General features: G+C 67.9%; 26 protein-coding genes and 1 pseudogene. 22 read left to right on the top strand and 5 right to left on the bottom strand.

Annotated elements, in window-relative coordinates; translation table 11 throughout:
* Positions 1–33: 33 nt before the first annotated feature.
* Entirely contained in the window at positions 34–1,368 is a 1,335-nt protein-coding gene (locus tag OG844_RS22190) for an amino acid deaminase (protein WP_406392536.1), read from the bottom strand.
* Between the two features lie 91 nt (positions 1,369–1,459).
* Here OG844_RS22190 and OG844_RS22185 point away from each other — a divergent pair, with 91 nt between their 5' ends.
* From OG844_RS22185 to OG844_RS22165, 5 genes and pseudogenes are all read left to right on the top strand, one after another.
* On the top strand, positions 1,460–2,509 hold the full coding sequence (locus tag OG844_RS22185; protein WP_406392534.1) for a sugar kinase: 1,050 nt from the start codon (positions 1,460–1,462) through the stop codon (positions 2,507–2,509).
* 73 nt (positions 2,510–2,582) lie between these two features.
* Positions 2,583–3,341 carry an IclR family transcriptional regulator gene (locus OG844_RS22180; protein WP_383806650.1) on the top strand — a complete coding sequence of 253 codons (759 nt, stop codon included), beginning with the start codon at positions 2,583–2,585 and terminating at the stop codon, positions 3,339–3,341.
* 6 nt (positions 3,342–3,347) lie between these two features.
* Positions 3,348–3,758 carry a RidA family protein gene (locus OG844_RS22175; RefSeq protein WP_356418626.1) on the top strand — a complete coding sequence of 137 codons (411 nt, stop codon included), beginning with the start codon at positions 3,348–3,350 and terminating at the stop codon, positions 3,756–3,758.
* A gap of 142 nt (positions 3,759–3,900) precedes the next feature.
* Positions 3,901–4,250 (top strand): annotated as a pseudogene (locus OG844_RS22170) (helix-turn-helix domain-containing protein); the annotation flags it as partial.
* Between the two features lie 200 nt (positions 4,251–4,450).
* A complete protein-coding gene (locus tag OG844_RS22165; RefSeq protein WP_406392533.1) occupies positions 4,451–5,797 on the top strand; it encodes an Nramp family divalent metal transporter in 1,347 nt (448 codons plus the stop codon).
* A gap of 79 nt (positions 5,798–5,876) precedes the next feature.
* Here OG844_RS22165 and OG844_RS22160 read toward each other — a convergent pair whose 3' ends face one another.
* The 4 genes from OG844_RS22160 to OG844_RS22145 all read right to left on the bottom strand — a co-directional run bounded on the left by OG844_RS22160 (position 5,877) and on the right by OG844_RS22145 (position 10,430).
* Positions 5,877–7,601 (bottom strand): chitinase, encoded by a 1,725-nt coding sequence (locus tag OG844_RS22160; protein WP_406392532.1) that lies wholly within the window; start codon positions 7,599–7,601, stop codon positions 5,877–5,879.
* A 136-nt stretch (positions 7,602–7,737) separates the two neighbouring features.
* Positions 7,738–8,184: a hypothetical protein gene (locus tag OG844_RS22155; protein ID WP_406392531.1), complete on the bottom strand. Its 447-nt coding sequence runs from the start codon at positions 8,182–8,184 to the stop codon at positions 7,738–7,740.
* A 43-nt stretch (positions 8,185–8,227) separates the two neighbouring features.
* Positions 8,228–8,839, bottom strand: coding sequence for a hypothetical protein (locus OG844_RS22150; protein ID WP_406392529.1), 612 nt, complete (start codon positions 8,837–8,839; stop codon positions 8,228–8,230).
* A 25-nt stretch (positions 8,840–8,864) separates the two neighbouring features.
* On the bottom strand, positions 8,865–10,430 hold the full coding sequence (locus tag OG844_RS22145; RefSeq protein ID WP_406392528.1) for a hypothetical protein: 1,566 nt from the start codon (positions 10,428–10,430) through the stop codon (positions 8,865–8,867).
* Positions 10,431–10,876: 446 nt separating this feature from the next.
* On the opposite strand from OG844_RS22145, the gene OG844_RS22140 reads away from it, so the two are divergent.
* From OG844_RS22140 to OG844_RS22060, 17 genes are all read left to right on the top strand, one after another.
* On the top strand, positions 10,877–11,737 hold the full coding sequence (locus OG844_RS22140; RefSeq protein ID WP_406392527.1) for a hypothetical protein: 861 nt from the start codon (positions 10,877–10,879) through the stop codon (positions 11,735–11,737).
* 233 nt (positions 11,738–11,970) lie between these two features.
* Positions 11,971–12,684 carry a Flp pilus assembly protein CpaB gene (gene cpaB / locus OG844_RS22135; RefSeq protein ID WP_406392526.1) on the top strand — a complete coding sequence of 238 codons (714 nt, stop codon included), beginning with the start codon at positions 11,971–11,973 and terminating at the stop codon, positions 12,682–12,684.
* 7 nt (positions 12,685–12,691) lie between these two features.
* The gene (locus OG844_RS22130) at positions 12,692–13,939 is read left to right on the top strand and encodes a CpaE family protein (RefSeq protein WP_406392524.1); all 1,248 of its coding nucleotides are present in this window, start codon (positions 12,692–12,694) and stop codon (positions 13,937–13,939) included.
* A gap of 37 nt (positions 13,940–13,976) precedes the next feature.
* Entirely contained in the window at positions 13,977–14,468 is a 492-nt protein-coding gene (locus tag OG844_RS22125) for a TadE/TadG family type IV pilus assembly protein (protein ID WP_406392522.1), read from the top strand.
* Entirely contained in the window at positions 14,462–14,857 is a 396-nt protein-coding gene (locus tag OG844_RS22120; RefSeq protein ID WP_406392520.1) for a TadE/TadG family type IV pilus assembly protein, read from the top strand. Before OG844_RS22125 ends, OG844_RS22120 begins: the two co-directional genes overlap by 7 nt.
* 37 nt (positions 14,858–14,894) lie before the next feature.
* Positions 14,895–16,235, top strand: a complete 1,341-nt coding sequence (locus OG844_RS22115; protein WP_406392518.1) for a CpaF family protein — start codon at positions 14,895–14,897, stop codon at positions 16,233–16,235.
* 57 nt (positions 16,236–16,292) lie between these two features.
* Positions 16,293–17,231, top strand: coding sequence for a type II secretion system F family protein (locus tag OG844_RS22110; protein ID WP_383806620.1), 939 nt, complete (start codon positions 16,293–16,295; stop codon positions 17,229–17,231).
* A 39-nt stretch (positions 17,232–17,270) separates the two neighbouring features.
* Positions 17,271–18,158 (top strand): DUF5936 domain-containing protein, encoded by an 888-nt coding sequence (locus OG844_RS22105; protein WP_406392516.1) that lies wholly within the window; start codon positions 17,271–17,273, stop codon positions 18,156–18,158.
* Between the two features lie 41 nt (positions 18,159–18,199).
* Positions 18,200–19,558: a sensor histidine kinase gene (locus tag OG844_RS22100; protein ID WP_406392514.1), complete on the top strand. Its 1,359-nt coding sequence runs from the start codon at positions 18,200–18,202 to the stop codon at positions 19,556–19,558.
* A gap of 69 nt (positions 19,559–19,627) precedes the next feature.
* A complete protein-coding gene (locus OG844_RS22095) occupies positions 19,628–20,710 on the top strand; it encodes a response regulator (RefSeq protein ID WP_406392512.1) in 1,083 nt (360 codons plus the stop codon).
* 203 nt (positions 20,711–20,913) lie between these two features.
* The gene (locus tag OG844_RS22090; RefSeq protein WP_383180044.1) at positions 20,914–21,147 is read left to right on the top strand and encodes a hypothetical protein; all 234 of its coding nucleotides are present in this window, start codon (positions 20,914–20,916) and stop codon (positions 21,145–21,147) included.
* The gene (locus tag OG844_RS22085; RefSeq protein WP_406392510.1) at positions 21,144–21,746 is read left to right on the top strand and encodes a pilus assembly protein TadG-related protein; all 603 of its coding nucleotides are present in this window, start codon (positions 21,144–21,146) and stop codon (positions 21,744–21,746) included. The genes OG844_RS22090 and OG844_RS22085 overlap by 4 nt, the downstream gene beginning before the upstream one ends.
* Positions 21,747–21,771: 25 nt before the next feature.
* Positions 21,772–22,362 (top strand): hypothetical protein, encoded by a 591-nt coding sequence (locus OG844_RS22080; protein ID WP_406392508.1) that lies wholly within the window; start codon positions 21,772–21,774, stop codon positions 22,360–22,362.
* Complete coding sequence (locus OG844_RS22075) at positions 22,362–23,006, top strand: OmpA family protein (RefSeq protein WP_406392506.1); 645 nt, start codon at positions 22,362–22,364, stop codon at positions 23,004–23,006. The genes OG844_RS22080 and OG844_RS22075 overlap by 1 nt, the downstream gene beginning before the upstream one ends.
* A gap of 157 nt (positions 23,007–23,163) precedes the next feature.
* On the top strand, positions 23,164–23,733 hold the full coding sequence (locus OG844_RS22070; RefSeq protein WP_406392504.1) for a DUF4240 domain-containing protein: 570 nt from the start codon (positions 23,164–23,166) through the stop codon (positions 23,731–23,733).
* Positions 23,734–23,828: 95 nt separating this feature from the next.
* On the top strand, positions 23,829–24,386 hold the full coding sequence (locus tag OG844_RS22065) for a DinB family protein (protein ID WP_406392502.1): 558 nt from the start codon (positions 23,829–23,831) through the stop codon (positions 24,384–24,386).
* Positions 24,387–24,503: 117 nt separating this feature from the next.
* Positions 24,504–26,489, top strand: a complete 1,986-nt coding sequence (locus OG844_RS22060) for a lamin tail domain-containing protein (protein ID WP_406392500.1) — start codon at positions 24,504–24,506, stop codon at positions 26,487–26,489.
* Positions 26,490–26,563: the final 74 nt, after the last annotated feature.

Below are 26,563 nucleotides of genomic sequence, written 5' to 3'. Positions count from 1 at the left end.
GGGGGCGGGGTGGGGGACCGAACCCTGTAGGGGTCAGAAGAACGTGCGGATGTAGTCCGTGACCGTGCCGTCCCGCTGCACCAGAGGAATCAGCTGCCACTTGTCGAAGCTCGTGCACGGGTGGGACAGCCCCATGCCGACCCAGTCGCCCACCTCCAGCTCGGCGCCCTCCTCCGTACCCACCCAGGTGTGCTGGTCGGACAGACCGGTGACCGTGATACCGGTGGCGGCCCGCACCGAGCCGTCGCGCCCGGACCGTACGACCTGCGCCTGCGGGAGGTCGAGGTCGTACGCCGCGTCCCGCTTGCCCGCGTTGAGGAACGCCTGCTCGCCGGTGGGGCGCGAGACCACCTGGGCCCAGAGCCGGAAGGCGGGCTGCAGGACGCCCTCCTCCGGGACCCGGTTGAACGGGGTGATGCGCAGGTAGTGGCCGTCGTCGTGCGAGACGTACGCCCCGGAGCGCAACAGCTTGCAGACGGGACGGGAGAGTTCGGGAATCCCCGCGAAGACGTCGGCGACCGCGTCGAACCAGGCGCTGCCGCCCGCGCTGATCAGGATCTCGTCGGCCGGGGCGAGCCGCGCGAAGCGGCCGGCCGTGTCGAAGCCGGCGGCCAGCGCGACGAGACGGCGCAGCCACTCCCGTACGCGCTCGGGGGAGGCGTCCGGGACCTCGCCCTCGTACCCGGCGACGCCCACCAGGCGCAGCGTGGACGTGACGGCCACCGCGTCGGCGACGGCCGTGCAGTCGGCCTCCGTGCGGGCGCCGGTGCGCGCGCCCTGCCCCGCGCCCAGCTCCACGACGACGTCGACGGGGCGGACGGCGCCCGCGGCGCGCAGGGCCTCGTCCATCAGCTCGACACCGCGTACGGAGTCGACGTAACAGGCGAACGTGAAGTCCGGGTCGCCGTCCAGTTCGGCGGCCAGCCAGCGCAGCGCCACCGCGTCGACGACCTCGTTGGCCAGGAAGATCCGCCGGATGCCGTGGGCGCGGTAGACGCGGGCCTGGTGCGGGACGGCGGCCGTGATGCCCCAGGCGCCGTACTCCAGTTGACGGGCGAAGAGCTGCGGGGACATCGACGTCTTGCCGTGCGGCGCGAAGGCCAGGCCGTGCCGCTCGGCGTACGTTTCGAGCAGCGCGAGGTTCGCCTCGACCGACTCCGCGGACAGAGCCAGCACCGGGGTGGTGAACCCGCCGGTGAAGAGGTTCCGGCGTTCGGCGGCCAGGGCGCCGACGCTCAGTCCCTCCGCGTCGGGCGGCAGTGCCTTGAAGCGGTGGTCGACCCGTTCGTCGATGAGTGCCGTGACGGACTGCTCGGCGGCCAAGGGAGCCTCCTCGAAAGTGATCGTTGCACTATGTGCAACACCCATTGCGCATATCGCTTGACGCTGTCTAACATCCGAGCCGATGCCGGGTCAATGGTGAGCACCGGCGCCGACAGCCGACCACGAGGAGCCCAGAGTGTCCGGATCCGCAGCCGGGACAAGCACCGCAGACGCGGACGTCGTCTGTCTCGGTGAGTCCATGGTGACGTTCCTGCCCTCGCAGCCCGGCCGCCTCGCCGACGTACCCACCTTCGGCCGCGGCATCGGCGGCGCCGAGTCCAACGTCGCCTGCGCGCTCGCCGCGGCCGGCCACCGGACCAGGTGGGTCAGCCGGGTCGGCGCCGACGGCTTCGGTGACCACCTCGTCGCCGCCGTCGCCGGATACGGCGTGGACACCTCCGCCGTACGACGCGACCCGGACCGCCCCACCGGCATCTACTTCCGCACGGCGACCGACCGGGCCACCGACACCCACGAGGTCGCCTACTACCGGGCGGGATCCGCCGCCTCCGCGATGTCCCCGCACAACGTTCCGTACGAGGACCTCCTGGCCGGCCGCATCCTGCACCTGTCCGGCATCACGGCCGCGCTCTCCGCGGACTGCCTGGCACTGCTCCACGACCTGACCGCCCCACGGGAACGCCGCCCGCTGGTCTCCTTCGACGTCAACCACCGCCCCGGCCTGTGGCGGAACGGCGCCGCGGGACCGGACGTACTGCTCGGCCTCGCCCGCCGCTGCGACCTCGTGTTCGTCGGCGAGGACGAGGCCGACGAGGCGTGGGGGGTACGCGGGACAGCCGCCATCCGCGAGGCGCTGCCGGAGCCGTCCGTCCTGGTCGTCAAGCGGGGGAGCGAGGGCGCGACGGTGTTCTCGCGCGGCGCCGGGAACACCGACACCGCCACCACCGTCTCCGCCCTCCACGTCGACGTCGTCGCCCCCGTCGGCGCGGGTGACGCCTTCGCCGCCGGATTCCTCTCCGCCACCCTGCGCGGACTGCCCGTACGGCACCGGATCCGGCACGGCCACCTCATGGCCGCGGCCGTCCTCACCGTCCCCGGCGACCTCACCGGGCCCCCGGCCCGCGGGCACGCGGACCGTCTCGCGGACCTCGACGACGACGCCTGGGGGAGACTTCGTCTCGGCCCCGGGTGGACGGGGGACGATCCGGAGGTACGTACGCCGTGAACGAGCGCAGCGAGAGAACAGACAAGAGGGGCGTCCCGGGCGAAGTCCTGGCCGAGGACTGCGAGGCACGGGCATGAGTCAGACCGTCGACCGCGCGCTGAGCATCCTGCCGCTGCTCGCCCAGGGCCCCGCCGACCTCGGCCAGGTCGCCGAGCGGCTCGGCGTCCACAAGTCCACGGCGCTTCGCCTGCTGCGTACGCTCCACGAGCACGGACTCGTCTACCGCCAGCAGGACCAGCGCTACCGCCTCGGCGCCCGGCTCTTCGCCCTCGCGCAGGAAGCCGTCGAGAACCTCGACGTGCGCGAGATCGCGCACACCCACCTCGTCGAGCTCAACGAACAGTGCGGGCACACCGTGCACCTCGCCGTGTACGAGGAGAACGAGGTCCTCTACATCGACAAGGTCGAGAGCCGCTACCCGGTACGGATGTACTCGCGGATCGGCAAGCCCGTCGCGATCACCGTCGCCGCCGTCGCCAAGCTGCTCCTGGCCGACCTGACCGAGCCGGAGCGGCGCGCGATCGCCGAACGGCTCGACTACCCCATGTACACGTCCCGTTCGACCCCGAACGCCGGCGCGTTCCTCAAGGAACTCGCCGGTGTGCGCGAACAGGGCTGGGCCACCGACCTCGGTGGCCACGAGGAGTCCATCAACTGCGTCGGCGCCCCCATCCGGGGCGCGGACGGACGGGTCGTCGCCGCCATGTCGGTGTCCGCGCCGAACGTGGTCGTCACGGCCGAGGAACTCCTCACCCTGCTCCCCCTGGTGCGCCGCACCGCCGACACCATCAGCCGGGAGTACTCCGGCGCCACCCCCACCAAGAAAGCCTGAACCGTCATGACCGAGAAGACCGCACTCACCCCCAGCACCCACACCGCCCCGCCCGCGAAGTTCTCGCACGGTGTGAAGAAGGGCAACATCCTCCAGGTCGCCGGACAGGTCGGCTTCCTGCCCGCCGTCGAGGGCCAGGCGCCCACCCCGGCCGGCCCGACGCTGCGCGAGCAGACCCTGCAGACCTTCGCCAACGTCAAGGCGATCCTGGAGGAGGGCGGCGCGAGCTGGGACGACGTGATGATGATGCGCGTCTACCTCACGGACGTGGACCACTTCGCCGAGATGAACGCGATCTACAACGCGTACTTCGAGGAGCAGGGGCTCAAGGCCCCCGCCTCCGCCCGTACGACGGTCTACGTCGGCCTCCCCGCGGGACTCCTCATCGAGATCGACGCCCTCGCCGTACTCGGCTGACCCGCTTCCCGCTCGACCTGGTGGCGTTCAGGTTGTGGAGGGCGTTGTCACTCCTGCGGGTGAGGGGGGTCTGGTTCCCGGTGTGGTGACGTTCGCCGAGGATACGCTGGTTCGCGGATCCGACCGCAGGGGGGTGAGCGGGGTGATCCGTGCGTACCAGTTCTCCTGAGGCCCACCGTGGGTCAGGCGATCGCGCTGGGCGAGATGCTGCGGGATCACTGCTCGCTCTACAACGGGGTGTTACAGGAACGCCGTGACGCCTACCGGCACCCCTCCTTGACAGGTATCAGGTACGGGCAGCAGTCCGGGCAGCTGAAGGACATCCGGGCCTTCGACCCTGAACGTCAGGGCCGCCGGTCGTTCAGTTCGCAGCAGGCGACGTGGCGGCGGCTGGACAAGGCGTTCGCCGCGTTCTTCCGCCGGGTCAAGGCCGGGGAGACACCCGGGTATCCGCGCTTTCGCGGGGTGAACTGGTTCGGCACGGTGGATTTCCTCGGAGCGGGACACCCTGAAGTCCTGGACGGTCCTCTCGGTCGCGGGCTTCGTGGTCGCCGCGGCGCTGAGCCTGGTGATCTGACCCCTCCGGCCCGCGGATCCGATCCCTCCGGCCGCACCGGGCTCCGGTGCGGCCGGAGCGGACGGTGCGACGCGCCCTCTTGTGCGATCTGCCTCTTTGCGCTTCGTTGATCGGCATGGTGGACACAAGCGGAACCACAGAGTCAGGATCAGGGACGGGGCCGGGAACCGTCGAAGGATCAGGAACCGGGGAGCCCGACTCCCGTCCCCGTAAATCCAGGTGGAAGTACATCGGACCCGGCATCGTCGTCGCGGCCACCGGCGTCGGCGCCGGGGACCTCGTCGCGACACTCATCGCGGGGAGCAAGTTCGGCTACACCCTCATGTGGGCGGCCGTCATCGGCTGCCTCGTCAAGATCTCCCTGGCCGAGGCGGTGGGCCGGTGGCACCTCGCGACGGGCCGCACCCTCTTCGAGGGCTGGCGCAGCATCGGCGGGTGGACCACGGTGTACTTCGCGATCTACGTCGTCATCTGGGGCTTCGTGTACGGCGCGACGGCCATGTCCTCCAGCGCCCTGCCCATCGTGGCGCTGTTCCCCGACGGACCGGGGCTGAAGACCTGGGCGATCATCACCGGGCTGGTCGGCCTGGTCTTCGTCTGGTTCAACCAGTACGCCGTCTTCGAGAAGGTCATGACGGTCCTGATCGGCGTCATGTTCGTCGTCGTGGTGTACGTCGCGATCCGGGTGGTGCCGGACGTGGGCGCCTCCTTCGCGGGACTCCTGCCCGTGCTCCCCGACGGCTCGCTGATCTACACGCTCGGACTGATCGGCGGGGTCGGCGGCACCATCACCATGGCGGCGTACGGCTACTGGGTGAACGCCAAGGGCTGGAGCAACTCCTCCTGGATGAAGGTGATGCGGCTCGACAACCGGGCCGCCTACATCACCACCGGCGTGTTCGTCGTCGCCATGCTGATCGTCGGCGCCGAACTGCTGCACTCCTCGCAGATCGCCCTCACGAAGGGCGACCGGGGGCTGATCGACCTCGGTCAGGTCCTTCAGGACCGCTTCGGGGCGACCACCGCGAAGCTGTTTCTCGTCGGCTTCTTCGCCACCTCGTTCTCGTCGCTCATCGGCGTCTGGCACGGTGTGAGCCTGATGTTCGCCGACTTCGTCGAGAGGGTGCGGGCCGGCCGCCGCAGCGGGGACCCGGAGAGGGCGGGCAGCGGGACGATCGGCCGCCAGGAGCGGTCCGTACCCTTCCGCGCGTACCTGCTCTGGCTGACCTTCCCGCCGATGTCCCTGCTCTGGCTGGACGAGCCGTTCGGCCTGGTCATCGGGTACGGAGTGCTCGGCGCCTTCTTCATGCCGTTCCTGGCACTGACCCTGCTGATGCTGCTCAACTCCTCCCGTACGCCCAGGGAGTGGCGCAACGGCTGGCTCAGCAACGGGATGCTGGGCGCGGCAGGTCTGCTGTTCGTCGTGCTGTGCGTCCAGCAGGTGCGCGACCTGCCCTGGTGACAGCGCCGTAGGCGTCCGCGGGAACGCAGCAGCGCCGCCGGGGGAGCGGCGGCGCTGCTGGCTCGAAGGTCCGGTCCGGCTACGGGAGTCCGTGGACGTGCGGGCCGACCGCGTTCGACCAGGCGTTGCCCGCCGTGGCGTCCCAGTTCGTGGACCAGGTCATCGCACCGCGCAGCCCCGGGTAGGTCCTGGACGGCTTGAACGAACCGCAGCTCGTTCCCTTGGCGAGGCAGTCCAGGGCCGCGTTCACGATGGACGGGGCGACGTAGCCGCTGCCCGCACCGCGGGTGGACGCCGGGACACCGAGGCCGACCTGCGACGGGGCGAGGCCGCCCTCCAGCTGGATGCAGGCGAGCGCGGTGAGGAAGTCCACCGAGCCCTGCGAGTACACCTTGCCGTCGCAGCCCAGCATCGAACCGCTGTTGTAGTACTGCATGTTGACGACGGTCAGGATGTCCTTGATGTTGAGCGCCGTCTTGAAGTACTCACCGGACGTCGACTGCATGTCGATGGTCTGCGGCGCCATCGTGATGACGAGACCGGAGCCCGCCTTCGACGACAGGGAGCGCAGCGCCTTCGTCATGTAGGTCGAGTTGAGGCCGTTCTCGAGGTCGATGTCGACCCCGTTGAAGCCGTACTCCCGGATGAGCGCGTACACCGAGTCGGCGAACGCGGTGGCGGAGGCGTCGCTGTTGACCGCGACCGTCCCCTTCTCGCCGCCGATGGAGATGATGACGTTCTTCCCCGCGCTCTGCTTGGCCTTGATGTCGGCCTTGAACTGGGCCACGGTGTAGCCGTTCAGACCCGCCGAGTCCAGGTTGAAGGTGACGGCACCGGGCGTGGCCGTGGCGTCCGCGAAGGAGACGGCGATGATGTCGTAGTTCGCGGGTACGTCGCTGAGCTTCTGGACGGTCGCGCCGTTGTTGAAGTTCTGCCAGTAACCGGTCACCGCGTGCTTGGGCACGGAGGTCACGGGGCCGGGGTCGTCGGCCTTGGCCGTACGGCCGCTGACCGCCGCCGACTTGACCGACTCACCGGCGGAGTTGGTGGCGCTCACGGAGAACTGGTACGCGGTGTCCGCGGCCAGCCCGGTCACGGTCGCCGAGGTGCCGGTGGAGGTGGTCGCCCTGGTGCCGCCCCGGTAGACGGTGTACCCGGTGGCGCCGGAGACCGCGTTCCAGGACAGGGACACGGAGGAGGACGTCGTCGCACCGACGGTCAGGCCGGCGGGGGTGCCGGGGATCGCCGGTTCGGGGTCCGTACCGCCGCCGCCGTCGGGCCCGGTCACCTCCACGTCGTCGACGAAGTAGGCCGCCTGGCCGTACCAGCCGTGGGTGTAGACGGTCACCGACGTGGTGGAGGCGCCGGTCGTGAAGCTGGTCCTGAGCTGGGTCCAGGAACCGGACCCGGGGGACCAGGTGGAGACGTCCGTCGTCCCGGTGCCGCTCGCGCCGATGTAGGCGTATCCGCCCTGCACCCAGGAGCTCAGCGAGTACGTCGAGTTGGGCTTCACCGCCACGGTCTGCGTGCACTTGGCGTGGTCCTGGCCGGCGGGGGTGCCCTTGAGGGCGGACGCACCGCCGTGGACGGGTGAGGAGACGGTGCTGCCGCTTCCGGCGGAACAGGTCCAGTTGGAGAGCCCGGACTCGAATCCGGCGTTCTTGGCGACGTTGACGTCGGCCGCCTCCGCGCTGCTGACGAGCCCGGTGACGGTCAGGGCGCCGGCCGCGAGGGCGGCGACCGCCCCGCCGAGGAAGGCCCGGGAACGGCCTCTTCTGTGTCTGCTGCCTGCGGAGCGTTCCACTTGCTGCCTCCGGTGGGGGAGTTGGGGGTGCTGGCGTGAAACGGTGGCCACCGCTGGCCATAAACTGGTCCAGACCAATCAAGTTGTCAAGACCTCTGGCGGCAGCTCGTCACAACCCGCACAATGAACGAGGCGCTCAGGCGTCGTCCTGCAGCCGTGCCGCCATGTATCCGCTCACGCACCCCACAGCCAGTACGGCGTTCGACATGAACAGCCCTTCCGCGGCCATCTCCTCCCACTGCACCGCCATGTTCAGCAGCTGCGCCACGACGGGCACGGCGATGGCGGCGGTCACGTGCTGCGGCAGCGAGTGGCGGAAGGGTTCGCGGTGCACCCGGGCCGCCGCCCACGTGGCCAGGGCGAGGCAGATCGCGTTGGGGATGTGGATCAGCAGCAGACGGCCGCCGAAGCTCTCCATCCGTTCCGGGGTGGCCACGTGCTCGTACACGACGGTGGCCTGCACGTACTCGGTGACGACGAGCACGACGATGCCGGCAGCCCAGGCGCGGGCCAGCGCGAAGACGGCTGCCCCGCGTCCGTCGTCCCGGTGGGTGGGGGTCCCGGGGTAGCTGTAGCGAGTCATGCGGGTGTGCCTCCGTATCGGCCGGTGAGGAGCATCGAAGGACCTACTTCACCGTGATGCTTTCGATGATCCGGTCCAGGTCGGATGCGGCCAGCGTGCCCTTGGCGGCATCGATGCGGACCGCGTACGTCTTCTTCTCCGAGTCCAGGCCCGTGATGATCACACCCTTGACGCGGGTGCCCTTCGCGGGGGTCCCGTCCTCGCCGCCGGAGGTGAACTCGAACTCGACCCGCTTGGCCTCCCGCACCTCCTCGGGTCCCTTGACGGTGACGTCCGACTGCTTCTTGAGCGTCGCCCCGAGCGCGATCCCGGCCTCGGCGCCGATCGCCGCCTCCTCCACCGAATCGGCATTGGTGAAGTCCAGCTGCACGGTGATGGTGCCGACCGTCCGGCCGTCCTCCGTCAGCCGGGCCCCGGCGGCGTTGAACTTGCTGCGCTCGGCATCGCTCTGCGCCTTGAAGGCGGCCGGGTGCGCCACCGAGACGGCCGGGGTGGTGAGTTTGCCCCACCCCTGCGGTGACGTACCGGTGGCGGCGTCGTCACCGCATCCGACGGCGAACACGCCCAGGGCGAGGACCAGGCCCCCGGCGATCACTCCGCGCCCGGTACGTCCGCCGCGAGGTGTCCTGTCCTGCTTGATTCCGCTGCTGTCCATGGCTGGCTGCTCCTGTCGGCCGTGATCAGTTCGCACAGTAGCTGTACGGCACATAGCTCCGGCTGCCTCCGTTGGGTGCCCCGAGGAACTCCGCGTCGTTGAGCATCTCCTCCTTCTTCTCGGTGGACACCGAGAAGCCGACGCTGAGGCCCAGGTTCAGCTCGAAGCCGTACTCCGCGGCCTCGGTCTGGCCGGTGTACGTCGTCCGGCTCGAGAGCCCGTTGTCGAAGAGCAGCTGCCCGAACGGGTCGTCGGCGCCCGGCCGCGACGTCGGCGCGTGGTCGCTGAACATGTAGCTGAAGGGCATGCCGTACTTGCCGTTCCCGTTCAGCCAGTCCTGTGCGATCTTCCGGTCGGCGTCGCCCTCCGGGCCCGGCTTCAGCACCACCGAGTTGGTGACCACCTCGATGCCGGTCTCCGAGTCACCGCCCTTGACGCTCCCGCTGCCGCCGCGCTTGTCGGTGCCGGACTTTCCGTTGTCGCCGCCGACCTTGACGCCGTCCTTGACGCTGCCCTTCTCCACCGTCCGCGTCATGTCGATGCGCAGCAGCTCACCGGTCTCCTTGTCGTGGGTGACGGTGATGGAACCGGTCTGCGTGGTGGAGGCGCCGGCTTCCCCGCTGATCGGGCCGGCTTCGTAGGAGGCCTTGGTGCCGTACTCGATCGCAGCGGAGTACGTGTACGCCTTGGTGCCCTTGAAGTTGTTGTCCGTCCAGGTCACCTCGGGCGAGAACTTGAAGTTGCCGCCCAGCGCCGCGCTCAGCTTCTTGTCGTCGCCCGCGCCGATCTTGATACCCGCGGCGGCGCTGGCCTCGAAGCCGACCTTGCCGTAGCTGATGTGCCGGTCGCCCAGCTTCTCGTCGATGCTCTTGCGGAGCTTCTCCTCCTCGGCCATGGGCCCCTTGCCGAAGAGGTAGAGGAGGCTGTTGCCGAGGCCGGCCCCCTGGGCGTTGGCGTGCCGGTTGCTCAGCTCGTACGTCTTGAGCAGCTCGATGTCGTCGCGGAAGGACTTGGCCTCCTCCTCGCTCTTGAAGACCCAGGTGTCACCGTTGGTGACCTTGATGCCGGCTCCGAGCTCCACCTTGTCCGAACCGAACTTGCCGACCTTGGCACCCGGCTTCCAGTCCTTCTTGGCGGCGATGGAAGCGGCGTCGGTGAAGGTCATGGTGACCTGCTGGTCGTTCTCGTCGACCTTGCCGTCACCGTTCATGTCGGTCTTCGACTGGAAGGTCTGCTGCTGGAAGCCGTACTCCTCGCCCCATTCGATGAACAGGACCTTGGCCTTCGCCCCGGCCTTGTCGGAGAGGGAGGAGAGCTGACAGAGCGGTGGCTCGTAGTCGGCGTCCGTCTTGGGAGCCGCCTCGTTCTCGCCGCCGCTGCCGCACTCCCCGAAGGTGACGGCGCACTTGAACCGCTCGGCGACACGACCGCCGACCTGGGTCGCGGTGAGCGCGCCGATGATCGAGGTCACGACCACGACCATGCCCACGTACTCCGTCGCGGTGGCGCCGCGGTCGTCGAGCGGCAGGCCGTACCATCTCCTGTTGCCCCGGCGCCCGGAAAGCGACGGTATTCGCCCGATCTGATCCATTCGAGGAGCTCCCTTCGCACCCGGCAGCCACCGCCGGCAGGAACCGGAGACTACGGAGCGAAGCAGGTGATGGGCGTGGGTCCTGGGGCCCCAATCCGGGCCCAGAGTGCGCGCTGGGCCCGGATTTCCGCGTCCCGCGGCGGAATGGGAAGCGCTCCCACCGTGCTGACGTGCGACAACAGGGAGTCGATCACACCTAGTCGTGAAGTACGCGATTAAACCTTTTGCTGGTACGGAATTTAACGACTGGTCACATCTCCCGATTTGGGTACGAGGGCCCTGTGTGGAACTCCTGTGGAGTGACTTACTGAGGGCCGAAAGGTGTTCTCTGCATCCGGGTACGTGGATAAAGTGCTGGATCAGGAGCACGGAGCAGGGAGCGATTGCGGCCGGCGGTACGCGGCGGCCGGAGCCGAACGGGGAACAGCGTGCCGACCGCAATAGCAGTGACCAGTGCCGACCTGGTCCTACCGCCCACCGACCAGCAGACGCCGCCCGCGGCGCTCCTGCAGGCGCCCGGTGACCAGGCGTTGGACCAGGCGTTGGTGGACATGCAGGTGCTGCTCGATCAGCACGGCTATGTCATCGCCGTCTATCCGGCCAACATCGCGACCGTGCACGAGAGGCGGCTGCACACCATCCGCAACATGCTCGAGAGCGACCGGATCGCCCTGCTCAAGGTGGACCTCCCGCCCCTCGGGCTCGCCGTCCTCGTGCGGCAGCTGCGGCAGTTGTCCATCTGCGACTTCAGCGCCGGGGTGGTGGCATCCGCCGCCAGGCTGCTCGCCCACTACATCCACGCCGGCGCCCTCCTCAACTCCGTCACCAAGCTCGACCGGGTCCCCGTCAGCCTGAAGGCCCACGCCAAGTCATGGGTACCCGGCTCGCAGTTCGGGGTGATCGCCAACCCGAACCCCCAGCTGATCAAGATCGGTGCGGGAGAGCTGGCCGGCCCCGAGTTCGGTACGCACCTGCTGGTCGCCAAGGGCCAGCTGCAGTCGGACTGGGTGACCGGCACGATCGCACCGGCCTGGCAGGTCCAGGCCGTGCACGAAGTCGCGCTGCCCTCGGATTCACCGGGCTGGTGGGGCACGTCGAAGATGATCGAATTCGCTGCTTTCCTGCCCGATATCTCGGTCATCTACCAGCTGGTTTCCTCGGTCCGCAGGGAGGTTTGCACCTGGTGCGGAAATGAACTCATCGGCGACCGCTGTGGGTTGTGCTCGGCGCCACTGAAGCCGCAGGAGAACCAAACGCGCGCTTCCGGTGTCCTGAACCAAGGAACACCCATGCGCCAAGGTTCGTAGAACACCGCACCGTGCGTCCCGCTGTGCTTCTCGGCAGCCGGAACAGGACAGTCGGACGGCACAACCGGACGGCACTACCGGACCGAAAGGCTCCGGGTCCCCGCGCCCGTACGGCACGGCCGCCCGCCCCGCCCGTTCCGCACCGCTCCGCCTCATGATCCGAAACGGCACGAATCCGCTCCGCCCATCTGCCCGCTCATCGGCCCACGTCTCCCAACGAGGTTGCTCCGCTCATGAACTCACGGCAACGCCGCGGCGTCATCCTTCTGCTCCTGTCGGTCCTCTGTGCCTTCGGCGCCTTCGCCGGTGTGCTCTCGGTGATCAGCGACGTCAACTCGAAGGTCGGTCCGGAGGTGACTGCCTACCAGGTGAAAACGGATGTGGCCCCGTACACGGCACTTGAACCGGGGCAGTTCGAGAAGGTCGAGATGCCCAAGCGCTGGCTGTCCGAGAACGCGGTCACCGACCTCGCGATCATCAACGGCAAGATCGCCGTCACCCAGCTGCGCAAGGGCTCCCTCCTCCAGGACGACATGCTTGTCAAGCGCCCGAGGGTGGAGAACGGCGAGCAGGAGATAGCCATCATGATCGACGCCGCGACCGGTGTCGCAGGCAAGATCCGCCCCGGCAACCTCGTCAACATCTTCGCGACCTTCGCCGGCGAGAAGGAGGGCGACAAGGCCACCTCGCGCGTCATCGTGCCCAACGCCAAGGTCATCGACGTGGGCCAGCTGACCGCCCTGGACCCGAAGCGCGACGACCGCAACAGCGGCCCGACCGAGGCGGTGCCGATCACCTTCGCCCTCAACACCACGGACGCCCAGCGCGTCGCCTACGCCGAGTCCTTCGCCGAGCACGTACGTCTCGCCCTCCTCCCGGAGAACAGCCCGACCACGCTCCGTCCGGGCGAGGGCAGCTACAACCTCGACGAAGACAAGAACAAGTGAGGGCCGGATGAGTACCAGAATCCTCCCGGCCGTCGGTGAAGCCGACGCCGCCCGATCCATCACCACGCTGCTCAGCCAGCTCCCCGACGCGGAGCCGGCCGGGCCTCTGGGTGACTCGACCTCGTTGCTCGACACCCTGGCACGGCTGGCCGGCGAGTCCCTGGACGAGCTGCCCGAGGTCGTGCTGGTACATGAGCGGATCGGTCCGGTTCCAGCGCTCGAGCTGATCCGGGAGGTGGCCCTCCGCTTCCCGGCGGTCGGGGTCGTGCTGGTCACCACCGACGCGAGCCCGGGGCTCTACTCGGCCGCCATGGACTCCGGTGCGCGAGGCCTGGTCGGTCTGCCGATCTCGTACGAGGAACTGGCCCAGCGAGTACAGGCCGCAGCGGCCTGGTCCGTGGGCGTCCGCCGCCACCTGGGCCAGGGAGCGGACGTCTTCACCGGCCCGGGCGGCACGGTCGTCACCGTCAGCGGAGCCAAGGGCGGCGTCGGCACGACGGTCACCGCCGTCCAGCTCGCCCTCGCGGCCAAGGCGTCCGGGCACACCGTCGCCCTGGCCGACCTGGACCTGCAGTCCGGTGACGTGGCCTCGTACCTCGACGTCCAGTTCCGCAGGTCGATCGTCGACCTCTCCACCATCCAGGACATCTCGCCCCGCGTGCTCCAGGACGCCCTGTTCAACCACGACACCGGAATCGGGCTGCTGCTCGCTCCGGGAGAGGGGGAGCGGGGCGAGGAGGTCAGCGACCGGGTCGTACGCCAGACCATCAGCGCACTGAGGCACCGCTTCGAAGTGGTGATCATCGACTGCGGTACGCACATGAACTCCGCCAACGCCGCAGCGATCGAAATGGCGGACCGGACCCTGCTGGTGACCACGCCCGACGTGGTGACGGTCCGGGCCGCCAAACGCATGGTCCGGCTCTGGGACCGGCTGCAGATCCGCAAGGCGGAGGAGACGATCACGGTCGTCAACCGCTACACCCGCAACACGGAGATCCAGCCGCCGCTGATCGAGAAGATCACGGCCACGAAGGTGGCCCGGATCGTCGTCCCCGCGAACTTCAAGGAACTGCAGGCGGTCGTGGACGCGGGCCGAATGCAGGATCTGGAGGCGAAGTCCACGGTGAAACAGGCACTGTGGGGGCTCGCGGGAGATCTGGGACTGGTCAAGAACGCCGAAAACGCAGACAAGCAGGGCAAGTTCAAGGGCGACCGAGGTGCCATCGGTGGCCGGCGCGGACGTGTGAAGTGACGAGCGGAACGATGCGACCGAGGGGGACAGTTGAACCATGAGACTTCCAGGAACGGGACCTGTCACAGGCCCAGGAGGCGCAGCCGAACACCTCATACCCGGCGTACCGGAGCCGCCGGGTGACGAGGTTCTGTGTGTCGTACCGGGCCGCCGGGGCGGGCTCCGGGGCGACCGGGGCCAGGCGGCCATCGAGTTCACCGGCACACTCCCGCTGATCCTGATCACGCTGGCCCTGCTCTGGCAGGCAGCGATGGTCGGCTACACCTTCATGCTCGCGGGCAACGCGGCCGACAAGGCGGTCACCGCGGCCACGACGGCCAACGGCAGCGCGCTGTCGGCCTGCAGGCAGGCCGGGCGGGAAGACCTGCCGAGCGCCTGGGACGCGAACTTCGACTGCCACTCCTCGGGTGACCTCATGACGTCCCGGGTGGACGTCAAGGTCCCGCTGCTCTTCCCCGGAGGGTTCAACACGCCGATGACGCTGACGGGCGAGGCTTCGGCAAACCTGGAGAGGAGCTGGGGATGGTGACCCGCGTACTGCACCTAGGTCAGCGCGCCCGGTGGACGCGCAATGCTGCGACGAAGGGGCAGGCCGCCATCGAGTACGTAGGCGTCCTCACCCTTCTCCTGGTCGTCGCCATGGCCGTGGTCCAGCTGGGTATCGCGGTGTACGCGGCCCAGCAGGCCGGCACGGCCTCCCGATCGGGTGCCCGAGTGGGGTCGTACGACCGCGCTTCCATGCCTGCGCAGCAGGCAGCGCTCGCGTCCATGAGCGGATGGCTGGTCGACGACGCAGATGTCGACGTCCGGCACGGATTCGACGAGGTGACCGTGACCGTGGAGATCGACATCCCGGCCGTGATCCCGATGTTCGACTTCGGGTCCGTCACCAAGAGCGCCACCATGCCGCGCGGTTGATCTCCGTGCCACCGCACCACCAGAGGGAGTTGAGAGCATGAGTCTGCGGGCGCGCATCACCAGTCCCGAGCCGACGAACGGGCTGAGCGAGGAGAGCCAGCTGGTCGGGATCTACCGCGCCAAGCTTCTGGAGGAGATCGACCTCGCCGAGATGTCCGCCCTCGCGGCGGCCGAGCGCAGGGCGCGCCTGGAGCGCGTGCTGGGCCACATCATCAGCCGTGAGGGACCCGTCCTCTCCTCCACGGAGCGCTCGCAGCTCATCCGCCGGGTCGTCGACGAAGCTCTCGGCCTCGGCATCCTGGAGCCCTTGCTCGAGGACGCGTCCATCAGCGAGATCATGGTCAACGGTCCTGAGCAGGTGTACGTGGAGCGAGGCGGCCGACTCGAACTCCTCCCCATGCGCTTCTCGTCCAACGACCAGCTGATGCAGACCATCGAGCGCATCGTCTCCACGGTCAACCGCCGCGTGGACGAGGCGAACCCCATGGTGGACGCCCGGCTGCCCTCCGGTGAGCGTGTCAACGTGATCATCCCACCGCTCTCCCTCAAGGGCCCGATCCTCACCATCCGCCGATTCCCCCGGGCGTTCACGCTTCAGGAGATGATCGGCCTCGGCTCGCTCGACGAGCACATGCTCGTCCTGCTCGCCGGACTCGTCCGCGCGAAGTTCAACGTGATCGTCTCCGGAGCCACCGGTACCGGAAAGACCACCCTGCTCAACGCGCTCTCCGGCCTGATCCCGAACGGCGAGCGCATCGTCACCATCGAGGACTCCGCCGAGCTCCAGCTCCAGCAGACGCACGTGATCACGCTGGAGAGCCGCCCCTCGAACGTGGAGGGCAAGGGCCAGATCACCATCCGCGACCTCGTCCGCAACTCGTTGCGTATGCGCCCGGACCGCATCATCGTCGGTGAGGTCCGTGGCGGAGAGACCCTCGACATGCTCCAGGCCATGTCCACCGGTCACGACGGCTCGCTCGCCACGGTCCACGCGAACAACGCCGAGGACGCGCTGATGCGTCTGCAGACGCTGAGCTCCATGTCCGAGGTCGAGATCCCGTTCGTGGCGATCCACGACCAGATCAACAGCGCCGTCGACGTGATCGTGCAGCTGACCCGTCACGCCGACGGTTCCCGCCGCATCACGGAGATCGCCGTCGTCGACTCCCACGGCCGCGAGGACTACCGCATCGTCTCGGTCTGTCGCTTCGCCGCCCAGCCGATCGGCGCAGACGGACGCGTCGTCGGAAAGTTCGAGTACTACCCGCTGCCGCGCCGGGTCGCCGAGCGTTTCTACATGACCAGCGAGGCCATCCCGGCCGCGTTCGGTGTCGCCCGGTCGGAGGAGCAGCTGGTCGTTCGCCGGTCCACTGCCTGACCCAGTCCTGCCGTCCCCGCCCCTGCCCGCCGCTCACTGAGAAGGTCCCCGCCCGACATGGATAATCTTCCGCTCCTGACGATCGGAGTGACACTGCTCGCCGGCCTGTTCGCCGTCCTGGGCGTGCACGGCTACTCGGCGGGCAAGGCACAGCGGCAGGTCCTTTTCGACCGCATGTCCCAGACCGGGCAGGTCACCATCGGCGGGCGCGTCCGGCGCTTCCGCGGGATCGACAGGCGTCTGCGGACGACGAGCCTCGGTAAGCGCATCGAGCGCAAGATCTCGGCGACGGGCCTCGATCTGACGCCGGGCGAGTACGCCGTCTACGTGGTGGCCGCTCTGCTGGGCCTCTACTTCGTCATCGGGTCGATCTTCGCGCCGTTCTTCGGACTTCTCGCCGCCCTCATCGGTCTGTGGGGTGGCAACGCCTTCCTCAACTGGCAACGCACGAAACGTACCGAGGCGTTCATCAACCAGCTGCCCGAGCTCACCCGGGTCCTGGCCAACGCGACCCAGGCCGGGCTCGCCCTGCGTACCGCGATCGGAATGGCGGTCGAAGAGCTCGACGACCCGGCGCGGGAGGAGCTTCGGCGGGTGGCCGACCGGCTGGCCGTCGGCCACTCCCTCGACGACGCGCTCAACGAACTCGTCGAACGGCTGCCCTCCCGTGAGCTGACCGTCCTGGTCTCCACCTTGATCCTCTCCAACCGGGCCGGCGGCACCATCGTCTCGTCGCTGCGCAACCTCACGGAGACGCTGGAGGAGCGCAAGGAGACCCGGCGAGAAGTGACCACGCTCTTGTCACAGGTGAAGGTGACAGCGGTCGCGGTCCCCATCCTCGGGATGGGCTTCCTGCTGATCATCAACGGCATGCGGGACGGGGCGCTGGACGACATGACCGCCGCGACAACGGGCCGGATCGCCGTACTGGTCGCGGCAGGCCTGTACGGCCTGGGCTTCTTCCTCATCAACCGGCTCACCCGAGTCCGTATCTGAATCTGACGGCCCTGAAGAACTAGGAGGAGGACACACACCATGGATCTGCTGATCGCGGCCGTCTTCGGACTCGCCGTTTACGGAGCCTTTCACGGCATCCGCATGTACCGAGCCGACGCCAAGCTCCCCGGGGACCTGGCCGTCGCGCTGGAAGTAGGTGCCACCCGCACGACAGCGGCCGGTTCCGCGATCGACCGCCTCGGCATGCGATACGCGCCTCGGGTGCTGCGCATGATGGGGCCCAAGCGGGTCGACAAGGTACGCCGCAAGCTCGACATGGCGGGTAACCCGGGCGGTATGACAGTCGACCGCTACGCGGCTCGCCGGGCTGTCTACGGAGGCCTCGGCGCCATCGCGGCGCTGGCTATGCTGATGAACGGGCAGCCCATTCTGGCTGTCCTGCTGGCTGTGTACGGCTTCTTCTGGACCGATGTGATCATCAGGGCAGCCATCGGGCGCCGCAAGGACGACATCGACAGAACCCTTCCGGACTTTCTCGATGTACTCGCGGTCGTGGTCTCCGCCGGCCTCGGCTTCCGGCAGGCGCTGGAGCGGGTTTCCGAAAAGTACTCGGGGCCCTGGGCCGACGAACTCCGCATCACGCTACGCCAGATGGACATGGGTGTGAGCCGACGCGACGCCTTCGACCAGTTGCGCAAGCGCAACGAGTCGGAACAGGTCTCCATGTTCGTCTCCGCGCTCCAACAGGGCGAGGAGCTCGGTGCTCCCATCGTGGACACCCTGATCCAGATCGCCAATGACATGCGTCGTACGGACGCCCAGAACGCCCGCCGCAAGGCCTCCAAGGCCGTGCCGAAAGCCACGCTCATCGTCACCAGCTTCATGCTGCCCGGCACGATGATCCTCATCGCCGTGGGTTTCTACTACGCGGCAGACGTCAACATCGGAGATGTCTTCGGAGGCTGAGCGTGCAAGGGACGAATACGGAGAGGGGGAGGTGAACAAGCTTGGGACCACGAACGGCGCAGCTCGCACTGACCGGCGGCCCGGACGCGTCCACGGCGGCAGGTACCCCCGGCCATGTGCCGGCCCTGCCGATACAGGTGAACGCGCTCCAGGCACTGTGCCGCCAGCTCTTCGGCTTCCGGCTCGCGATGACGGCGCTCGCCGCGCCGTTCGCGCTCAACGGGGTCGACGACGAACTCGGCAGTTGGCTCGTGGGCGCCGCCGTTCTCGTCACCGTCATGGTGTCGTACGTGCTGATGCGCGACTGGGAGCGCTTCGGACCGATCCTCCTGCGCCATCCCACGCTGCTTGCGGCGGACATGCTCTTCGGTGCGCTCCTGCTCTTCGCTGCCTCTCCGGGCTCCACACTGTCGTACGTCACGGTCTGTACGCCGCTCCTTGCCGGCCTCGTCTACGGCTGGCGCGGTGGTGCGATCTTCGCTGCACTCCAGTCGCTGCTGCTGGCTGCTGCGTACGGAGTGAGTGCGAAGGTGGAAGCGGACGCCTCAGCGCTCCTGGTAGTAGGGCTCTGCATCATGGCCGGTGCCGTCGGCAGCACCTTGCGGGGCCTGCTGCTCCGGTTCGGTGCGGCTTCCCAGGCACTGACGGACACCCGGGCCCGCCTTGCGGTCAACGGTGCGGTGGAGGAGGAGCGGGCCCGTCTCGCCCGTGAGATGCACGATTCTGTTGCCAAGACCCTGCACGGGCTTGCCCTCGCGGCGGAAGGACTGGCCAGCACGGCGGACCGTATGGACCCGCTCACGGTCAAGCACCAGGCGGAGCTCGTCGCGCGATCCGCCCGCCGGGCCGCAGCCGAGTCCCGTGAGTTGCTCTCCGACCTCCGCAGGGAGTCCGGCCTGGACGGTGGAGTGAACGTCCTCGACGAACTGGAGGCACGCACGAGGGACTTTGCGCGCCGCCATGACGTCAAGGCAGCCTTCCACAGACTGAGTGAGGGTCCCGTACCGCTCATTCCGCATGCCGTGGCGAGGCACGCACTCACGATCGCTACCGAGGCCATGGAGAACGCCCAGCGCCACGCGCGCCCCAGCTATGTGGACGTCTCCGCCGGCCTGGTCCGCGATGTGGTGCGCATCAGCGTGTACGACGACGGCGAGGGCCTCCCCCCGGGAACCTCGCTGGCCGACCTGAGGAAGGCCGGACACTTCGGCCTGGTCGGCATGGTCGAGCGGGCTGCGTCCATCGGCGCGCGTATCCGCATCGGCCGAGGCCGCGCGGCACGGGGGACCGAGGTACGCCTCGACCTCTCGCTCGCCGCGATGGATCTGGCACCCCCCGCACTCCCCAGTACCCCGGAGTACCGGCCCCCGCTCGGGCAGGTACCCGGCCAACGCGTATGAAGCAGCAACTGACGTTCACCGAAAAACAGTTACGGCACAGTCCCCACCCTTGAGAGAGGAGGCCGCACCATGTCGGACGAGATCTCCCGCAGCTCCGGAGAGCAGTGGACACAGCACCCGCACGTCTCGCAGCACACGTCCTCGCATCCCAGTCCGCTGAGTTCCAACCACACCTCCGGTGCCCCGATCTCCGCGGCATTCGGAGAGTTCCCTGCCTTTCCCGGCCCCGCGACCATGCCTCCACCGATGGCCCTCAGGGTTGTTGTGGCCGATGACAATCCGGTCGTCCGCGCGGGCCTGACGGTTCTGCTGCAGGGCCGAGACGACGTGGACGTGGTCGCGGAGGCGGGTGACGGCCGTCAGGCCTACGAAATGACGGTGCAGCACCGCCCGGATGTCGTCCTGCTTGACGTGCGTATGCCGGGGGTCGACGGCATCTCCGCGCTGCCGCACCTGGTACGCCTCGCACCGGTCCTCATGATGACCTACAGCCGCGAGAGCGAGATCGTCCACGAGGCGCTGCGTCTGGGAGCCGGTGGGTACCTCGTGCACGGTGAATTCACCGCGGACCAGCTCGTGGCCGCCGTGCGGGACACGAAGGAGGGGCGGGCCCATTTCACGTACTCGGCGTCCAGCGCTCTGCTGGAGTCGGTGCGAGGAGGCGGCAGCGCGGCGGGCCGGAGTGGACAGCCCCTGCCTGAAGGGCTCGGGACGGCCTTCACCGGCCAGGGGTACCGACCGGCGTCTCCTCCGGGACATCAATCTGCATCCGCACACAACGCGCGGGACCGGGCAATCCCCACATCGGCACCGAATGCCCAGGTCAGCCCCGAGCGAACGGAGTTGGGGCAATCTCAATTCCCTCAAAAGGCTTCGCTTGCGCAACCTTCTGTGGCACATTCAACTTCAGAGGCATCCTCGATGGCGCCTCAGGGAATGGTCGATGAGCTGAGTGAACGGGAGGTGGAAGTGATGGGGCTGATCGCGTCGGGCATGACCAATCAGCAGATCGCTGCCACCTGCTTCATCAGTCAGAAGACCGTCAAGAACCACATCAACCGCATCTTCGCCAAGTTGAACGCCGGCAGCCGGGGTGAGGCCATCGCCTACTGGCACCGGGTGTCGTCCGGGGGGTCGACGAGCCGTGGCTGAGCGCGCCGTGGGCCCGCAGGCCCATCTGAACGAATGGGCCCGGAGTTGGGCCCGCAGGCCCATGTGGCCGGGTGTTGCCCCGACGTACGTTTCTCATGTCGAAAGCGAGACCGGCCAGGAGGAAGCCGGAAGCGCGGACGACACGGAGACTTACGCAGCAGCGTCGGCCGACTCACGGTCGGCCGAACTTGGAGGGGAACACCATGTCGAACATCACTCTGAAGGCCGCCACCACCACGCAGGCCTACGTCAACGGCTGGAAGAACACGGCCGTCGAGGCGATGAAGCGCCGCAGCGACAAGGGTCAGGGCGCCATCGAGTACGTGGGCATCACCATCCTGGTTGTGGCGATCGTCGTGGCGCTGCTCAACACCAACATGGGTGCGACGATCGGCAACAAGTTCACCACCAAGATCAACGAGGTTCTCAACAAGTGAGTCCGCGGACTCACGGCGAGTCAGGGCAGGCCGCACCGCTGTACATCACAGCGGTGGCGGGCCTGCTCTTTCTCGCGTTGATCTTCTTTGCGTTCGGTGAAGCGGATGTCAAACGCAACGGTGCCCAGACCGCGGCGGATGCCTCTGCGTTGGCGGCAGCCCAGCATTCCCGCAGTCTGGAAGCGCTGGACCTGCGGGCCCACATATTGGACAGGGCCTACCTCACCCTCCTGTTCAACAGCCCCTTCCCCGGTACCCACAACGGTTGTGGGAATGCGTCCAGGTTCGCTGCGCAGAACGACGCCACCAGCGTCGAGTGCCGCATGCTCTTCGACGGCCGCTGGGGATTCCGGGTTGGTGTTCAGTCGAACAAGGGGATGAGTGCGAACCTGGTTCCGGGTACCAAGGGGAAGCGTGCGAAGGCCACGTCAGTGGCTGTCGTCGAACCTCGCTGCAAATTCGTCCCGAACCCGGACTTGTCGTCGCCATCGCCCGGCGCGCTCGCCTGTGACACCAAAGTGTGGGTGATCGACCCCAAGGATCTGGCGCTCCTGCCAGAAATGACTGATCTCTTCACCGTACGCCTGGCCGAAGATTGACCGCGATCGTAAAGGACCTTGACTGATGAGTATTCCGCACGTGAGGAAGCTGCGCCGAGCAGCGACGGCCGTAATTCTTGCGGCTGGCCTCACCCTTTCCGTGGCCGCTTGCGGCGGTGATTCAGGCAAGGGTGAGAAGGGGACTTCGTCCGCCTCTTCGTCGAAGCCGGCTGAAGACTCCGGGAAGGGTGAAGGGGAGACGGTACCTGACACCAGCAAGGTTCTGGTAACGATCAAGGGCGACTCCGGAATCGACATGGTGATCAACTCGGCGACGCGCGACACCGGCGGCTTCCTCACCATCAGCGGACAACTCAAGAACACAGGCAGTGGTCTGTACACGACTCCGATCCAGTGGAGCGGTGAGGAGCAGGCCGTCGCTGGCACCGGACGGTCGCTCGCAGCCATGACCTTGGTGGATTCCGAGGCAAAGAAGCGCTACTACGTGCTTCGCGACACGGACAACAGGCCGCTGACGACGAGCGGATTCGATCCGAGCATCGAGGCCGGAAAGAGTCTCACCTTCTTTGCACAGTTCCCGGCTCCTGCCACGTCGACCAGTCAGGTCGACCTTCAGTTTCCGGGCTTCGCCAACGCGACGATTGAGATCTCTTGATGACTAGCGCCATCATGAGCACCCAGGGGTTCCGGGCCCGGGTGGCGATGACCGTGCTTGCCGGGGCAATGGCCTTCGGAGTCGCTGCGGCGCCGGACGCCGCAGCGGAGGACAGCCCGTATCCCTCGGCGTCCGCGGAAGTTCCGGTCAAGGTGGATCCGAACGACACGGATCTGAAGCTGCCGGATGGTGCCACGCTTGCCGCACCCAAGGTCCTCGACATCAAGTCCGTCATCGAGGACCTGGGCGGGGAAGAGCGTCGCGAAGACACCAACGCCGACATCAAGTTCGCACTCCAGGCCGAGGTCCTCTTCGGCAAGGACAGTGCCAAGCTGAGTTCCGCGGCCAACGGGCGCATCAACGCGATCGCTGCCGAGATCAAGAAGCAGGACGCGAAGAAGGTCCGTGTCTTCGGCTTCACCGACAACCTGGGCTCCTCCGCACACGGAGACGTTCTCTCCAAGCAGCGCGCGGAGGCGGTCCACAACGTCCTCGAATCGTCGCTGTCCGGTTCCGGCATCACCTTCGAGATCCGTGGCTACGGCGAGCAGTACCCGATTGCCGACAACAGCACGGAAGAGGGTCGTAAGAAGAACCGCCGGGTGGAGGTCTCCTTCCTCCGCGCCGAAGGTTCGCAGAGCTGACCTGCCGGTCGCTGCGAGAACTGCACGGCGGCGGCACTCGTGCCGCCGCCGTGACTCGTTTGGCTGGGACGGCCGGTACGGCTGGGACGAGCCCAACGGCCCCTCCCGCTGCAATCGGACGGGTCGTTGTCGTACCCGGCTGGCAGAGTTCCCAGCCATGGACACCTCGCAGTTCTGGACCGTCATCGAGGCCGCTCGTTCTGCCTCCGCAGCAGACAAGTCTTTCGCCGAAACCCTGGTCGATGAGCTGGCCACCCGTACCAAGGACGACATCCTCCGCTACCAGGAACGCTTCGACGAGGCCCGTGAAGCCGTGTACCGCTGGGACGTGTGGGCAGCCGCGTACCTCATCGGCGGCGGCTGCTCGGACGACAGCTTCATGGACTTCCGCGCGGGCCTGATAGGGCTGGGCCGCGAGTGGTACGAGAGGGCAGCGGCTTGCCCGGACGTTCTTGCGGAGCACCCGGCCGTGACGGCCGCTGCGGAGGCGCACAGCGACGAGGTCGTATTCGACGAGGCCGTCAACTATGCGGCCAGTTACGCGTTCGAGCGTGTCGCGGGCGATGGAGAAAACGTCTACGAGGCGTGGAACGAGTACAGCGCCTCACGTGCCAGTTCCGGTGAAGCCTCCGTAGACATGGGCGAGGACTTCGATTTCGATGACCTCGATGAGATGCGGCGCCGACTCCCGCAGCTCGCCGCCCTCTGCTTGGGCAGCACCCCGTAGTCGGTGTCCATGACTTCCATAGCCTCGGTGCGCCGGGGCGCAGGCCGAGAACGGTTCGATGCCGTTGCGGGGCAGCTACGCCTATGCTGCCGGTCATGAGCGAGCCAACTCCTCTTTCTGCCCAGCCTGCGGTCCTTGCTGAGGCGGAGTCCCTGAGCTCAGTTCTCCAGCGCAATCGCAGGACCTTCGCGTGGAAGACGTCGGGACTCGACGAGAAGGCCCTCCGCGCCACGACAGCTGCGAGCGTGATGACGCTCGGTGGCCTCGTCAAGCACGTGGCCCTGGTCGAGGCGGACTGGCTGGCCGTCAAGCTTGCCGGCCGCGGGTACGGAGCACCCTGGGACGCGGTGGACTTCGACGCCGACCCGGACTGGGAGTGGCGGACCGGGGCGCTGGACCCGCCCGGTGACCTCTACGCCGTGTGGCACCAGGCCGTCGAGCGGTCGCGTGAACTCGTAGCCGAGGTGATCAAGGAGCGAGGGCTCGACGGACCTGCGTCCTTCACCTGGCCCGACGGACGCACGCCCACCGTCCGCGACATGCTCTTGGACATGATCGAGGAATACGCGCGCCACACCGGCCACGCGGACATCCTTCGCGAGGCGGTGGACGGTCGCGTAGGCGAAGGCGCCCCCAAGGACTTCACCTTCTGAGGTGTCATCTCGTGTGACCCAGCAGGTGGCGAGGAGGTCCGACGTTCCGGTGGCCAGCAGGGGACGTTCAGCTGGAGTACACGCCGTTTCAAGATCGTGTCAGCAGAGTTGCTCCTCGTGCCTACCTCACACTCGCGTGCCCGCGTCGCCTCTGTATGCGCCGCGGCTCTGACGCTCTCAGGACTGCTCCTCACAGGGATGCTGGCCGCCCAGCCTGCGGCTGCCGCGGACCCGGCCGGCTACCCGGACGTTCGGATCAATGAAGTCACCTCGTCGAGCAACGACACGGTGGAGCTGCACAACACGGGCTCGACCGCGGTGAGCATCAGCGGCTGGAAGATGTCCGACGACGGTTTCTCGCCGCAGTCGTTCACCCCGTCCTCCGGCACGATCCCGGCCGGTGGCTTCGTCACCTTCAACTCGCCCAAGGGGCTGGGCGATTCGGACAAGCTGGTGATCTACACGTCCAGCGGCACGGTGGTCGACCGCGTCGACTGGGCGACCGGCAAGGCCAAGCCGGCGATGGCGCGTTGTGGCGGCGACGGCTCCGGGACGTGGGTGACCGCGACTTCGGCATCCACGTTCGGCGCTTCGAACGCCTCGGGCTGTCCGTCGTCGATCCCGGCGGCGAGCCGGGTGCGGATCAACGAGGTCACCTCGAACGGTTCCGACACCGTAGAGCTGTACAACGGCGGAACGAGCGCGGTCAGCGTCGGGTCCTGGAAGTACGTCGACAGCGACACCTCCCACGCTCCCGTGTCGATCTCGTCCTCCTCGCCGAGTGCGACCAGCATCCCCGCGGGTGGCTACGTCACGTTCAACTCCACCATCGGCCTGGGCGACAACGACTCGGTCCTCCTCGTCGACAGCAGCGGCACCACCACCGACTCGGTGACCTGGGCGACCGACGGTGCCAAGCCGTCGGACGAGCGCTGCGTCGACGGAACCGGCTGGTTCAGGACCGCTGCGACTGCGACGCTCGGCAGCGCGAACTCCTGCTCGGGCGGCAGCGGTGGAGGCACCGGCGGTGGCGGCACCGGGACCGGTCAGCTGCTGGGCGGCGGTGGCTCGCTCACCAGCGGCTGCACCCCCGAGGCGCCCAGCGGCTCTGGTTCCACCCCGACGGGCACCCTGGCGTGGCCGGGAGGGCCGGACGTCACGATCGCGGACAACGTCTGCGCGTTCACCACCTCCACGGGTCCGGAGGGCCGCGACCTGAGCGGCCTGGCGTTCGACCCGGCGAACCCGTCGGTGCTGTGGGCCGCCAAGAACAAGAACTGGCTGTACAAGCTGGTCAAGAGCAACGGCAAGTGGATCCCGGACGCGTCCTGGAGCGCGAACGGCAAGCAGATCCGCTTCGCGGGCGGCTCCGGCGAACCGGACGCCGAGGGTCTGACGGTCGGCAGCAACGGCCACGTCTACGTGACGTCCGAGCGCGACAACACCAAGAACACGGCGCCCAAGGACACGATCCTGGAGTTCGACCCGTCGGCGACCGGATCGACGCTGACGCCGGTCCACCAGTGGGACATGACCTCGCAGTTTCCGCAGCTCAACACCGGCAGCAAGGATGACGCCAACCTCGGCTTCGAGGGTGTCGGGTACGTTCCGGACAGCTGGCTGACCGCGAACGGCTGGGTCGACCCGCTCACCGGCACCGCCTACAACCCGGCGGACTACCCGCTGCACGGGTCGGGCCTGTTCTTGGCCGGACTGGAGTGGGACGGCTCGCTGCACGTCTACGGTCTGAACTCCAGCGGCACGTTCACCACGTTCGGCGCCATCGGGACCGGCAAGGCCTCGGTGATGGACGTGACGTACGACGCAGCCACCCAGCGTCTCGTCGCGACCTGCGACAACACCTGCGGTGGGACGCACACGTTCATGAAGGTCAACGCCTCCGGCGCGATCGTGCCGGACGCGACCTACACGGACCCGGAGGTCATGCCGACCGACAACCTGGAGGGCTTCGCGATGGCGCCGGCCTCGACCTGCGTCAACGGCTTCCGCGAAGCTGTCTGGAGCGACGACGGTATCTACGGCTTCGGCTCCGGAAGCTCCTCCTACGGACACGCCCTCTACAGCGGCACCTTCCCCTGCTGATCCTGCTGACCACGGAAGAATGCTCGCCAACGGGGCCGTCTCCAAGGTAGGGCGCCCAAGCGGTGTGCAGCGAT

Source organism: Streptomyces sp. NBC_00887 (assembly GCF_045207585.1).
The sequence above is the reverse complement of the archived record's forward strand: the minus strand, read 5'-3'. Positions and strand labels throughout refer to the sequence as shown.